Genomic DNA, 14712 nt, shown 5'->3' with positions numbered 1-14712 from the left:
AACTGACTAATGACTAATGACCAATGACCAATGACCAATGACTAAATAGAGTGTATCTGATGTCAAAGGTTTACACCACCCAGGAACTAATTCAAATTTTGGCAGCCGAACGCCAAGCTTGCCTGAAAGGAAAACGCTTAAAGTTAGAAATAAAAGTCTCTGGCAACCCTGTAATTGACCAGTTTATCAGAACTGATGGGTTGCAACAGTTTACTGCCTATCAAGATTTCAAAACTGCAATTCACGAGTATCAGAGAGAAAATCGAGTTTCTGGTATTATCTGGCGGGAAATGACAGTTAAAGGAAAAAACTTGCACTATCCCGAAATAGATACTGAGTTAATTGCCCTCAATGGTGACTTAGAAATATTAAAAGCTGCTAAAAATTCTATCGTAGAATTTTGGTATGAAGTCACTATAGGAATGGATTTATACTTGAGTTTTAATAATAGTAAACAACACCAACAAATTGTCACATCTGATGTAGAAAGAATTGTTCAAAGAACAGAGTGGGCAAGTTTATGTAAGTGGGAAAATTCTAGCTTTTTGGAAATGATTTTGCAGCTAGGATGGGGTAAACCAGAAGAAGCTTATTATAAACGAGGAAGACCGCGATCGGGTAGTGAATATATTCATGCAGTCAATCCCGGAAATCGCCCCATTGGTTGATTGATGTGTTGGGTAGAAATACTAAAACCCATGACAACATGACGGACAGAATTGCGACATAATTGCATTTACTTTGCTTTCTCAATAAGGCACTCTATCTGTAACAGAAATTTTACCTGTACAGATAAGTAGTAACATGAAAGTACGCGATCTAATCAAGCGACTAGAAGCTGATGATTGGTATCTTGCTAGAACTAAAGGTAGTCATCGACAGTTCAAACATCCTGATAAACCTGGTACTGTTACAGTGGCTGGTAAGCCAAATGTGGATGTACCAATTGGTACTCTGAAAAATATCTGGAGACAAGCTCAATTGGAGGAAGACTGATGCGTTATACAGTTGTGATTGAAAAGGGAGCAACTAGCTACGGCGCTTATGTCCCTGATTTACCAGGTTGTGTCGCTGTGGGTGAAACTTTAGAAGAAGTCAAGCAAATGATTGCAGAAGCTATTGAATTTCATATTGAAGGGATGCTAGAAGATGGTTTACCTATTCCCAAACCTACAAGCATTGCTCATGAGGTTGAAGTTGCAAACTATAGCAAAATCTAATTATAGAAAACTACTAAATTAGTACCAAATAATCCTTCTAATATTTTGTCAAATTAGTTTTGAGAGTTTGTAGTAAGGAGTTTAGTGCTTAGAAAACAAGGACTAAAGTCCTTACTACGAACTTGTAGACAAACGATGCTTATCGACTTTGAACTATGGACTCTTGACTAGAGTTTTCAAGTTCTGGAAATTCTACTTTGGCAGGTTTCCAACCTCCCGCCCAAGCAAGGCATAGATGACGGAAGCGATCGCCCCGCACCTCAAAATTTGTGTACTGGTCAAAACTCGCACAAGCTGGAGATAGCAATACCACAGGCGCTTGATACTGCTTGGCTAATTCTGCCGACTTGGGAATTGCCCTTTCCATAGTTTCCACAATATGGTATGTATGATACCCCACCTCTCGCAGACGTTTGGCAAATGCGGGTGCAGCAGAACCAATCAATAACACAGCAGCAGCTTTGGTTTGAATTTGTGCTAGCCAAGCAGTATCATCACCTGCTTTGGCTTCTCCACCAGCAATTAAAATCGCTGGACTGTTGACAGATGCTAAACCTACTTCAGCCGCATCGTAGTTAGTGGCTTTGCTGTCATTAATGAAATCAATACCTTCCCAAGTGCAGATATGCTCCAAACGATGCGCAACACCAGGAAATTCCCGAACTGCAAGTGCGATCGCATCACGATTAATTCCCGCTAATCTTGCTGTTGCTACTGCCATCAACAGATTTTGCTGGTTATGTTCTCCCACCATTCGCAAACTAGATACTTTCACAATCGGTTCTGGTGCCGAGGTTGCAGTCAATTTTTCTACAACCCAACCATCTTCAATGTAAAAGCCTTTTTCGCTAATCAGAAAATCTTTTCCTCTCACACTTGTCCAATAGGCATTAGGCCAAGCACTTAAACCTAGCTGACTCAAGTAAGCATCATCGCCATTGAACACTTGCAACTCAGACTGACGCAATAGCTTGGCTTTGATATTGTAATAGTTCTCTAAAGTCTTATGGCGACTGAGATGATCCGGTGTAAAAGTCGTCCAAACACCGATCCGGGGTGCAAGAGAGACGGAAGATTCTATTTGATAGCTGCTAATTTCCGCAATCACCCAATCGAGTGAGGAGTTAGGAGAGACGCGATTAATCGCGTCTGTACAGGAGTTATCAAATGCTCCCCCTGCCTCCCCTGCTCCCTGCTCCCTGCTCCCTGCTCCCTGGGATAGGGCAACTTCACAAGCGGCGTAGCCAATATTACCGCAGGCGGGTGCATTTAATTCTGCTGCTTGGAAAATGGCAGCAATTAAAGCTGTGGTAGTAGTTTTGCCATTAGTGCCGGTAATTCCTACCCAAGGTAGCGATTGCAAATTTCGCCAGGCGAGTTCCATTTCGCCAATGGTTTCAATACCTAATTGGCGTGCCTCAACTAATACGGGAATATCCCAAGGCACGCCAGGACTAACGACTATTAATTGCGGTAAATTAGCACCATTCAATTCTAGGGATTGTCCTAGTTTTACGGTTATTTGCTCGGCAGCGAGTTCTTGTTGTTGTTCTAGGAGGGTTTCGGAGGTGTTGCGATCGCTCAGCTCTACCTCCCAACCTTCCCGTTTCAACAATCTCGCCGCAGCAACACCGGACTTTCCCAATCCAACAACATGAGCTTTGGACATAGATTGCAGCAGAGTGTCCCTGGTTAAGCACTCCCTATAGTAGCCTTTCTTGGCAAAAATTACACAAGTTTTTGTTGACTTACGCTACAGATTTTTGACGATCGCACCGAAGTCAGCTAAAACACGGGCATGATTGCGAACTAATCCCAGCAGATGTAACCGATTACGCTTGACTTCTGGATCGGAGTCCATAACTAAAACGCTATCCGGGCCATCAAAGAAGTTACTAACTGCTGGAGCAAGTTTTGCTAGTGCTGCTACTAACAGTTGATAATTTCGTGTCTGCTGTGCTGCTTGAGTTTGTGGTACTGATTCGATTAAGGCTTTATACAAAGCTTCTTCAGAGGGCTTTTGGAATAATTCTTGACGAACTACGGTTGTTGGTTCTAGCTGTTTTGTATCCAAATCGCCTTGAGCGGCTAATCGTGTGGAACGGTTAACGGTCTCGTAGATGTTATCTAAAGTACTGTCGTTACGGATTTGTTGTAAGTACAAAGCGCGATCGCGGACATCCAATAAATTTTTTAACGTCCGTTCTGTGTATTCTGGATCGTTTTCTCCTAAAACTGCATTTACCAAGTCGTAATCAATCTGCTTTTCTTCTTGTAGTAAAGTGCGGATGCGTTGCAAGAAAAACTCTTGTAATGCTGTGGTTAATGATGCCCGATCTTTATGATATTTTGCTGCAAAGTCCGTGGCTATTTGTGCCAATAAATTATCTAAATTTATCGGTAAATTATCAAACCAAACAATTTTAACTACAGCATTAGCCGCCCGACGTAAGGCGAAGGGATCGGATGAACCGGAAGGAATTAAACCTAAACCAAAGATACTCACCAAAGTATCTAATCTATCTGCCAAACCTACGATTTTACCTGTGAGTGTTTCTGGTAACACATCACCGGCTCCCTTTGGCAAATAATGTTGAGAAATTGCTTTTGCTACTTCGGCATCTTCACCGCTGGCTAAGGCATATTTTTCTCCCATAATGCCTTGTAATTCAGGAAATTCATAGACCATTTGTGTCACCAAATCTGCTTTACATAATAAAGCGGCACGTTGGATTCTTTGGCTTTGGTCTTCTCCTAATTCTAATTGACTGCTAATTTGCTCGGCAATTTTAACTATTCTATCTACCTTGGCACGCACCGAACCCAATTCCTCTTGAAAAGTGACCTTTTCTAACTGTGGTAAAAAGCTATCTATTGGCTTAGTTAAATCAGCTTCATAGAAAAATCTGCCATCAGCTAATCTGGCACGAATTACTCTTTCATTGCCGACGGCAACAATATCTGATTTTTTCGGATCGCCGTTAGAAATGGTGATGAAATTGGGCAATAATTCTTGCTCAAAACTTCCTGGTTTGAATACAGGAAAATAACGTTGATGAGTAACCATCACTTCAGTAATTACCTCAGTTGGTAATTCCAAAAATTCTGGTTCAAATTTACCAACAACTGCGGAAGGATATTCTACAAGGTTGGTTACTTCCGCTAACAAATCGGGGTAAATTACTGTATACCCGCTTAAATTCTCTGCGACTGCATTTACTTGCTCTTTAATCAGATTTACCCGTTCTTCTGGATCAACGGTGACAGATGCAGACTTGAGGGCGGTAACATAATCAGTAGCTTGAGCGATTGTCACAGGTTCAGGATGCAAAACCCGATGACCTTGGGAAAGGCGATCGCTCTGAATCGTTTTAGAACCATTCACTAATTCTAAAGGCAATACCGTCTCATCTAACAAAGCTACTAGCCAACGAATTGGTCGAGAAAACCTGGCATCCCCATTCCCCCAACGCATCAACCGCTTACCTTCTAAACCCCAAATCCACTGGGGAACAAGTTCTGTCAAAATTTCTGCTACAGGACGACCGGGAATTCTTTTTTGCACAAAAACAAATTCCCCTTTGTCTGTGGGGCGAACTGACAGCGCATCCAGTTCCACACCTTGCTTTTTGGCAAAACCTGCGGCTGCTGCTGTCGGCTGACCATCTTTAAAGGCGGCTTGGGCGGGGGGCCCTTTAATTTCTTCTTCTCGGTCTGGTTGCTGCGATGGTAGACCTGTAATCAATACCGCCAGCCGCCGGGGAGTACCGTACACCTGGACATCGCCCTTGAGGCTGTTTGCTTCCAGGCTTTGGGGAATGCGTTCCTGCCATTGCACTAAAGCATCACTGAGAAAACTTGCAGGTAGTTCTTCTGTACCAACTTCTAATAGAAACCCAGGCATATAACACTGTTTTCAACTTTGCGTAGCTCAACTTTATCAGTTATTCTCAGGCGATCGCTCGTGATTTTTAGCTGAATCGATCGTCGAAGAGAATAAAGGGAAACCCCATAGTTAACAATTCAAAATTTAAAACTTGTACTGAGTTTCGGCTGCGCGGTAATCGAGCGACTTGTACTGAGCGTAGTCGTTGGCGCAGCCTCTCCGACAGGAGAAGTAAGTCGAGATTCAACTACCGCGTAGCCGAAGTATTCACGCATTCAAACATTTTAGACATTTTCAGACGGTTACTGAGCGTTGGTCATTGAGTTTCGACTGCGCGGTAATCGAGCGACTTGTACTGAGCGTAGTCGTTGGCGCAGCCTCTCCGACAGGAGAAGTAAGTCGAGATTCAACTACCGCGTAGTCGAAAGGAGCCGAAGTACGGGGATTCAAACCCCTACTGTTGCAAGATCCCCCAGAGGAACTGGGCTACGTGAAAATGCAGGGATCTTAAACCCTTTAATTTACGATCGATGAAAATGGAAGTTAAGCCAGGTAGATTGCCTATGCGGCTTCTCGTCAGACATCGCTATAGACTTGACATTTTATGCAAAATTTATAAAACAAGTGCTTCTCTTCATAGATTCATTACATTACATCCTGTATTTTATGCGGTATTTACGGATATATATTTCTATCGTAAGCTTAGTGTTGATTGATGCATTGATATATGCATCATGACAATCAACTTTAGAGTTATGACCATGAAAAATATTTTCGCCAAAATCACCGCGATCGCAGCAACCAGTATTGCGATCGCTACTAGTGCTAACTACCCAGCCCAAGCTATTGAATTAAACTTTAATTGGCAAGGTAATGCTGGTTACTCAGCAACAGGTTCATTTAGCTACGACGAAACTACAGCACCAACAATCATTTCAGAACTTGGTAGTGGAGCCACCAACTTTTTACAATCCTTGAATGTCTCTTTCTTAGACCCATCTAAAAATCTTCTGGGAACCTATAACACCGTTAGTGGTGGAGTATCAGAATCTAATTTCTTTGCTTTCAATTTTAATACTTCCACTCAGACATTATTTGGCCCTTTTGATGTCGCTGGAGGAACGGGTGTAATTGGAGAATATTTCTTCCAGGGAACGGTTGGCGACTCTTTGTTCTTACGTCAGGATGTCGATCAACAGGGAACGTCAACAATACTAGATCAAAATTCTGGCTCTATTCAAGTATCCAAAGTCCCAGAGCCTGCTTCTTTGTTGGGTTTGCTAGCATTTGCTGGTTTGGGTATAGCTTCGACTTTAAAGAAAAAGCAAGCCTTTTACTAGAAATTAGGGCTTTCTAGTCAGAGCTTGCCAAATTTACTGAATCTCTATTCTAGCCCTACTAGTTCAGTTAACTAGTAGGGTTATCATATAACCTCATTAAAAATATGAGTGAAATTAATTTTACTTTTACCTCAGCATTTATTACTCAGCACTCAACACTGTTTTAGTCAGCGCCTTTAAACTACTCAAAAAGTGAGATTCTCCTCAATGAATACAATACTGATGACTTGGTTAAAAATACTCATGTGCCAGTTGAAAAGGCGGAATGAGGGTTATATGCATAACACTGAATATAATGTTACAATTTCCCAAGTGTAAATTTAGGCATTAGTTCGGAAATAAAAAGACCAACTCTTTCATAATCATCAAAAAATAAACTCCATATTTATCAATAATCTCACCTGTTTATACAAAGTCATATTTTTATTTTTAAGTGTTTTATGTTGGAAAAAATTATCTTTTGAAAACTATAAATAAAATTTATAAGCAATGTTTAACACATTTTTTTTAATTAAACAATTTAACCAGTCAAAATACAGCATTTGTAAATAAATGAGGTAATAAAATGCAGAGATACAAATCAGATATAAACAGTTTATACCTCTGCTTCCTGCCTCGAAACCTATAGCTTTATGCTTTATGCAAAACAAAACGCTGTAAGCAATAAAAATAGCAGCCCCTACTGGCTATTAATAAGTAATTCGATCGTCTCATGCTATCTTCACAAAATTCACAAATAATTCATGCATATTCTGATTTATTCCTACAACTATCATCCAGAGCCAATTGGAATTGCTCCGTTAATGACTGAATTGGCAGAAGGGTTAGTAAAGCGAGGTCATAAAGTGCGAGTGATTACGGGAATGCCGAACTATCCTCAGCGCGAAATTTATGATGGGTATGAGAATAAATGGTATCTTACTGAACAAAAAAATGGCGTCACAATTGCGCGAAGTTACGTCCGTATTAAGTCTAAACCTAACCTAGTGGATCGGCTGTTACTGGAGTTGAGCTTTGTTTTCACGAGCTTACCCCAAGCTTTTAAAGGTGGGCGACCAGATGTGATTATCTTAACAGTTCCGCCGCTACTTGGTACGTTGCCAGCAACAACATTAGGCTGGTTATACAACTGCCCAGTAGTTCTAAATGTGCAAGATATTTTACCAGAAGCTGCTGTGCGTATCGGGTTGTTAAAAAACAAGTGGATGATCCGAATTCTTGCTGCTTTAGAGAAATTTGCATATCGGACTGCACACACTATTAGTGTGATCGCTGATGGATTTCGTGAGAATTTAGTAAATAAGGGAGTACCTGTTAATAAAATCGTTTGTATTCCCAATTGGGTAAATGTAAATTTCATTCGCCCGTTACCGAAACAGAGTAACTCTTGGATATCTAACCATCAACTAGATGGAAAATTTGTAGTACTTTATTCAGGCAACATTGCTCTAACGCAAGGTTTAGAGACAGTAATCGAAGCAGCCGTTTGTTTACGTCATATCAAAGATATTGTCTTTGTCATTGTTGGCGAATCAAGAGCATTGCAAAGATTGCAAGAATATTGTTTATCAAATGGAGCAGATAATGTTTTGCTACTACCGTTACAGCCGCGAGAAAAACTACCTGAAATGCTAGCAGCTTCTGATGTTGGGCTGATTGTGCAAAAGCATAATGTGATTTCGTTCAATATGCCTTCAAAAATACCACTTTTGTTGGCGAGTGGTCGCCCAATTGTGGGTTCAGTTCCCGCCACTGGTACTGCTGCTAAAGCCATCGAGCTCAGTGGTGGTGGGATAGTTGTTGAACCAGAATCACCCCAAGCAATGGCTGCTGCGGTGCGTAATTTATATGCTAATCCGGCTCTAGTGACAAAGCTAGGTAACACAGGAAGACAATTTGCCGAAGAAAACTATTCCTTAGAGCAAGCGCTCGATCGGTATGAGTGGCTTTTTTCTCATATTGTTACCAACCGAAAATCAACTGTGGGGATTTTACCAAAATTCGATTCTAAGAAATCAGTTGTGGATGGTTGAAGGGGATTGAGGATTTCTCACTCGTTAGCTACACAAACAAAACCCCGATTGGAATAAATTAAATCACCCATTCGGGTGAGTTAAAGATCAACCGATCGGGTGAACTAACTGTAGGAAGTTGAGACTGCTCAAAAATAAGAATCTAGAGAATACTGATTGATTGCACGTCGTTCTTGCTAAGGATAACTTGATGATTAATAAAGCTGAATTAATCGCCGCTTAACTCGCCGTACCCATACGGGGAAGCAAGCTACGCGTTGGCGGAGCCTCTCGTAGAGAAAGCATTGCTCCAGACTTTTTTCTTCCTTAAGATCAGTATTCAGTACTACTCAAGAGGGATAAACTCATCTGTAAATAATACCAATCTCGTTTGCTATGTGGTTATAATGCAAGCAAGTGCTTGCAAACACTCGTAGAAAACATTACCATCAAGTACGGCACAAACTTATGCACTCTTGATATAATCAGCAACTAATATATTTGCAACATTTGCAACAACAGGTTTAATCACACACAGCGACAACGCGAGAAATTAGTCGTGTTGCTGCGGTCAATGAGGTAACTTTATTTCGTCATTTCCATAACTCAAAAGCAACTACTAACTTGCTCTAATTACCAAAACGATGCCTTCTCTACGAGAGGCTGCGCCAACGGCGGGCTACGCCTACGCTTTACAAACAGAAGCTTTAGCTGCACCAACATGAACCGTGCTTTAGCTTAGAGAGAAAGCACTGTGTTTATACTGGCTAACGAAAAACTATAAATTACACTTTAAGAAATTGAACGGAGTTAAGTAATGTACAAATCAACCATAATGTGCTGAACAAAATTGGTTCATTTTAGGTGCTAGACATCGTGAGCGATCGCCCAAATACCGAAACATATTTTTCACCAACATAGAGAAAAAAGGGCTAAAAAACTATTCCAAATAATGCATTTTTAGCGAAGAGTAGATTGCCCAAGTCTAAATCCACAAGACGAGAAAACGAAGATGTCCCATTCTGAGTTCCCTGACTCTCCCTTACCCATTGAAATAGAACAGCCTGCTGTTACTGATTCTAGTCAAGAGTCACAAGAATTGCCACAGCGATCGCCTAAGCCACCTCAAAAACGGCGTTGGCCTTTGATATTAGGAATCGTTTTATTAATTGCAGGTGTAGGTTTTGGTTGGCGCTGGTGGCAAACTAGTAATGCTAGCAATGCACCTGCGGCTGGAGCAAATGCCGGTCAACCTAGAGCAGTTCCGGTCAAGCTAGCGACAGTAAAAACTGAAACCGTTCAAGAAAGTTCGGAGTTTATTGGCTCCTTAGAGGCTCCACGTTCAGTAATCATCAAGCCACAGGTTGAAGGACGAATTACCGAGATTTTCGTCCAAGAGGGCAACCGCGTTCAACAAGGACAAGTCATTATCAGTCTGCAAAGTGATAATGTCCAAGCTCAATTGTTACAAGCTAGAGGCTCACTGCAACAAGCCCAGGCACGTCTTGCTGAACTTCAAGCGGGTACGCGACAAGAAGAAATTGCTCAAGCTAGAGCGCAGTTAGCCCAAGCCCAAGCTCGCTTTAGAGATGCTCAATCGGGATCGCAACCAGAAGAAATTGCTCAGGCTGAAGCTCAAATTCAGTCAGCTAAATCCGATGTGGAACTAGCACAGTCACGCGCCAAACGATACGCACAATTGAGAAAAGAGGGCGCAGTTTCTCAAGATACCTTAGAAGGATATGTCAAAGAACAGCAAAGTGCTGAAGCTGCTCTGGTTGTAGCCCAGAAACGCCTAGACCAACTCCGCCAAAGCAGAAGATCGAGTATTAATGAGCTAGGTGGTGCTTTGGAACAACAAAAACAAAACTTAAGGCAACTAGAAAATGGTTCCCGCCCAGAAGAAATTGCCCAAGCGCGATCGCAAGTAACTCAAGCAGCTGCCCAAGTCCAAGCGGCCCAAGTTCAATTGCAATACACAAAAGTTCTAGCACCTTTCACTGGCATTGTTGGTGATATTCCAGCAAAAGTGGGAGATTATGTGGAAAAAGCCGATCAGCTCACTACACTAACTAGAAACGACTCTTTAGAACTGAATATTTCCGTTCCCGTAGCCGAAGCCAGAAAGTTGCGCTTGGGCTTACCTGTGCAAATGCTGGATGTCCAAGACAAACCCATAGCAAGGGGTAAGGTGAGTTTTATCTCCCCAAATGCTAGTTCCGATTCGCAGACAGTTTTGGTAAAAGCCAACTTTGGCAATTCGAGAAATCGACTGCTTAATCTTCAATCAGTGCAAACCAAAGTAATCTGGAATGAACGTCCGGGAATCTTAATTCCAGTTACAGCAGTATCTCGCCTGGGTGGGGAGACATTTGTATTTGTAGCTGAAGCGCCAACAGAAAAGAACGCTGAACCAACAGAAAAGAACGCTGAACCAACAGAAAAAAAAGCTGAAGCACCAGCAGAAAAGAAAGCTGGAGCGCCAGCTTTAGTAGCTCAACAAAAACCGGTGAAATTGGGAGTTATTGAGGGGAATAATTATCAAGTTATCGAAGGACTAAAAGCTGGAGACAAAATTGTTGTTTCCGGTATTCTCAATTTAACTAATGGCGCTCCCATTACTCCCGCACCGCCAGAAGTGAGTAGTCAGAAGCCATAGGGAGAGGCAGGGGAAGCAGGGGGAGCAGGGGAGGCAGGGGGAGCAGGGGGAATTATTGAACAAGTCTCTCTCTTGTCTCCCCCCTCTTCCTTGTCTCCCTTGTCTCTTCTTCATGCCCAATGCCCCATTCCTAATGCCCAATGCCTCATTCCCAATGCCCAATACCTAATGCCAAATACCCAAAGCCCAATTTTTAAACTATGTTTGTTGACTTCTTTATTAAGCGGCCAATTTTTGCGTCGGTATGTGCGATCGTCATCCTTTTAATCGGATTAATTAGTATTCCCTCACTACCGATCGCCAGATTCCCAGAAATTAGTCCCACCCAAATCACTGTAACTTCCAACTATAGCGGAGCTAGTGCAGAAGTCGTAGAAAGCGGAGTGACAAATATCTTAGAAAGGCAAATCAACGGGGTTGAGGGACTAAGATATCTCACTTCTAGCAGCAGTAACGATGGTACTAGTACCATTACAGCCACCTTCGATTCATCACGGGATAAAGATATTGCGGCTGTGGATGTGCAAAATCGTGTTTCTGTTGCCCAGCCACAACTACCAGACTCTGTGCAACGCACGGGAGTGCGAGTATCGAAAGAATCTAGTAACATCCTCTTAGCGATTGGTTTATTCGCTGAAAATAAAGAGTACGACAATACATTCTTAAGTAACTATGCCGACCTTTACTTAGCAGATGCCTTAAAAAGAGTCAAAGGTGTGAGCAACGTTCAAATTTTTGGCGAACGCCGCTATGCAATGCGCCTGTGGTTAGATCCAACTCGCCTTGCCAATCGGGGGCTAACAACTCAGGATGTAGCGAATGCTTTATCTGAACAAAACTTGCAAGTTGGTGCAGGGAGAATTGGACAAGAACCAGCTCCTGAAGGACAAAGATATCAACTGGATGTGCGTGCTGCTAGCCGATTAGCAGAACCATCAGAATTTGAAGAAATTGTCCTCAAAACTGGAGATGATAACACATTAGTCAAGCTCAAAGATGTCGGTAGAGCAGAACTGGGTGCAGAAAACTACAGTTCATTTCTGCGATTTCGTGGTAACGATGCTGTCGGTTTAGGGATTTATCAGGTTCCTGGTAGTAATGCCTTGGATGTAGCCAAGGGAGTCAAAGCTGAACTGGCGCGATTGGCTCCGAGTTTTCCCCCAGGGATGAAATATCAAGTAGCTTTTGACACAACATCCTTTGTCGAAGAGTCTTTGGCAGAAGTAGTCAAGACTCTAATTGAAGCGGTGGTGCTGGTTGTAATTGTAATTTTTGTGTTTTTACAAGACTGGCGAACCACTTTAATTCCTGCACTTACCATTCCGCTTTCCTTAATTGGAACATTTGCCTTCGTTAAAGTTTTTAACTTTTCCATCAATAGTTTGACTTTGTTTGGTCTAACTTTAGCATCGGGGATGGTGGTAGACGATGCGATCGTGGTGGTAGAGCAAATTAGCCGTTTTATTCAGGATAAAGGAATTAATCCTCGCCGAGCCGCTAGTGAATCAATGGCGGAGCTGTTTGGCGCAGTTATTGCCACATCACTAGTATTGATGGCGGTGTTTGTGCCAGTGGCATTTTTTCCCGGAACTACAGGCGCACTTTATCGGCAATTTGCGCTGACAATCGCTTTTTCCATTGCGATTTCGACATTTCTAGCTTTGACGCTGACACCTTCTTTATGTGCGCTGCTGCTGCGTCAAGGACAAAAACCTTCAGGCTTACTGGGTTGGATTTTTGACCGGATTAATAGATTCTTGGAATGGGTAAGGTCAAGTTACGAGCGATCGCTTACCTGGATGGTACGATTCAAAAGCATCGTCATTGGGTTGTTTATCGTCTCCTTAGGAATGACTGCTTGGCTGTACACCACAGTACCAACAGCCTTTCTACCCGATGAAGATGAAGGCTACTTCATCACAATTATCCAAGGACCGCAAGGGGTTTCACTGCAATATACTAGCGATGTGATTGCAAAGGTAGAAAAAGAAATTCTGCAAATTCCAGAAGTACTGGGGACTTTTGCGATCGGTGGATTTGGTTTTAGTGGTAGCACCGCCAATAGCGGCGTCATCTTTACAACTTTAAAATCTTGGGACGAGCGCTCAAAACCCGATCGATCGGTACAGGCGATTATTGGCAGCTTGCAAGGAAAGTTATTGGCAATTCCAGAGGCCAGGGTTTTTCCTGTGAATCCGCCACCAATTCAGGGTTTAGGCAACTTTGGCGGCTTCGTCTTTCAACTGCAAGACCGCAGAGGTAACAGTGGCTTAGAAAATTTGGTGCAATCGATGGGTAAGTTGCTAGGTAAAGCTAATCAAACACCAGGATTACAAGCTGTATTTAGTACCTTTGCCGCAGATACACCACAATTGCTTGTGGAAGTAGACCGCAATAAAGCCAAATCATTGCAAGTTTCCATAGATGATGTCTTCAGTACTTTACAAACTGCTTTGGGATCGCAATATGTAAACGATTTCAATCTCCAGCAGCGCAATTATCGGGTGTATCTCCAGGCAGATCAACAGTATCGTTCCAACCCAAAAGATATTGGCAAACTATACGTTCGTTCTCAAAAGAATCAAATGATTCCTTTGAGTAACTTAGTTACAGTTACTCCGACGGTGGGAGCGCAAACGATAAATCACTACAATCTGTTCCGCTCAATTGAAATTAATGGTGCCGCCGCCCCTGGCTCTAGCTCTGGAGACGCAATTAAAGCAATGGAAAAAGTTGCTAAAGAAGTTTTACCAGCAGGTTATGGTTATGAATGGTCAGGGACTGCGTTAGAAGAAATTGATTCTGGTGGTTTAGCACCCCTGATCTTTGGATTAGGATTGGTATTTGTGTTTTTGGTATTAGCTGCTCAATATGAAAACTACGTTGACCCGTTTATCATTCTGTTATCAGTTCCCTTAGCAATCTTTGGAGCGCTGATAGCTCAATCAATACGGGGTTTTGCGAATGATGTTTATTGTCAAATTGGTCTAGTAATGTTGATCGGTTTAGCTAGTAAGAATGCAATTTTAATTGTAGAATTTGCTAACCAATTACGAGACCAAGGGCTTTCGATGACCAAAGCAGTAATTGAGGCTTCACAAGAGCGGTTACGCCCAATTTTGATGACTGCTTTTTCTACACTATTGGGGATTTTCCCCTTAGCTACTGCCACGGGTGCCGGCGCAGGTAGTCGCCAATCTTTGGGAACAGCAGTTTTTGGTGGGATGTTAATCGCTACTTTCTTGAGTTTGTTTGTCGTCCCAATTTTGTATATCGTAATAAAAACGATAACAGAGCGATTTATCAAACCAAATCGGCATCAAGAAATACCAGCAGAAGCAGTGTCGTTGAATGGTAACACTGCTATATATTCAACAAAAGCTGAGGATTGAGTATTTATCGTTATCGATTGAAGCAAATCAATTTAGGGACTTGCAAAAAATAAATGATCCCATCATAAACCTTGCTTTTTATGATGGGATATTTTTTAACTGCAAGTACCTTAAATGCTGCTGGACTCAATGCTCAAGACATCGCCGTTTTATTCCTATCGAGATATAGACTAAATCTTTACTTTGATATCTGCTATAGCACA

Annotated in this window: 9 protein-coding genes; 7 read left to right on the top strand and 2 right to left on the bottom strand. The window is 42.1% G+C overall.

Annotated features, from left to right (window positions below; all coding sequences use genetic code 11):
- Positions 1-59 precede the first annotated feature (59 nt).
- The 3 genes from ACR5KR_RS00865 to ACR5KR_RS00855 all read left to right on the top strand — a co-directional run bounded on the left by ACR5KR_RS00865 (position 60) and on the right by ACR5KR_RS00855 (position 1220).
- Entirely contained in the window at positions 60-668 is a 609-nt protein-coding gene (locus tag ACR5KR_RS00865; protein WP_448265100.1) for a hypothetical protein, read from the top strand.
- 136 nt (positions 669-804) lie between these two features.
- Positions 805-996: a type II toxin-antitoxin system HicA family toxin gene (locus ACR5KR_RS00860; RefSeq protein ID WP_448265099.1), complete on the top strand. Its 192-nt coding sequence runs from the start codon at positions 805-807 to the stop codon at positions 994-996.
- A complete protein-coding gene (locus ACR5KR_RS00855; protein WP_292719064.1) occupies positions 996-1220 on the top strand; it encodes a type II toxin-antitoxin system HicB family antitoxin in 225 nt (74 codons plus the stop codon). The genes ACR5KR_RS00860 and ACR5KR_RS00855 overlap by 1 nt, the downstream gene beginning before the upstream one ends.
- 139 nt (positions 1221-1359) lie before the next feature.
- On the opposite strand, the gene murD is transcribed toward ACR5KR_RS00855, so the two are convergent.
- Both murD and glyS read right to left on the bottom strand, forming a co-directional pair.
- Entirely contained in the window at positions 1360-2889 is a 1530-nt protein-coding gene (murD, locus tag ACR5KR_RS00850; RefSeq protein ID WP_448265098.1) for a UDP-N-acetylmuramoyl-L-alanine--D-glutamate ligase, read from the bottom strand.
- A gap of 84 nt (positions 2890-2973) precedes the next feature.
- Complete coding sequence (gene glyS, locus ACR5KR_RS00845) at positions 2974-5124, bottom strand: glycine--tRNA ligase subunit beta (protein ID WP_448265097.1); 2151 nt, start codon at positions 5122-5124, stop codon at positions 2974-2976.
- A 737-nt stretch (positions 5125-5861) separates the two neighbouring features.
- Between glyS and ACR5KR_RS00840 the strand changes: the two genes are divergently transcribed.
- From ACR5KR_RS00840 to ACR5KR_RS00825, 4 genes are all read left to right on the top strand, one after another.
- Positions 5862-6446 (top strand): PEP-CTERM sorting domain-containing protein, encoded by a 585-nt coding sequence (locus ACR5KR_RS00840; protein ID WP_448265096.1) that lies wholly within the window; start codon positions 5862-5864, stop codon positions 6444-6446.
- A 743-nt stretch (positions 6447-7189) separates the two neighbouring features.
- The gene (locus ACR5KR_RS00835) at positions 7190-8479 is read left to right on the top strand and encodes a glycosyltransferase family 4 protein (RefSeq protein WP_445628183.1); all 1290 of its coding nucleotides are present in this window, start codon (positions 7190-7192) and stop codon (positions 8477-8479) included.
- A gap of 991 nt (positions 8480-9470) precedes the next feature.
- Positions 9471-11117: an efflux RND transporter periplasmic adaptor subunit gene (locus tag ACR5KR_RS00830; RefSeq protein ID WP_448265095.1), complete on the top strand. Its 1647-nt coding sequence runs from the start codon at positions 9471-9473 to the stop codon at positions 11115-11117.
- Between the two features lie 200 nt (positions 11118-11317).
- The gene (locus tag ACR5KR_RS00825; protein WP_448265094.1) at positions 11318-14509 is read left to right on the top strand and encodes an efflux RND transporter permease subunit; all 3192 of its coding nucleotides are present in this window, start codon (positions 11318-11320) and stop codon (positions 14507-14509) included.
- Positions 14510-14712 lie beyond the last annotated feature (203 nt).

This window comes from Nostoc sp. DSM 114159 (assembly GCF_053470285.1).
The sequence above is the reverse complement of the archived record's forward strand: the minus strand, read 5'-3'. Positions and strand labels throughout refer to the sequence as shown.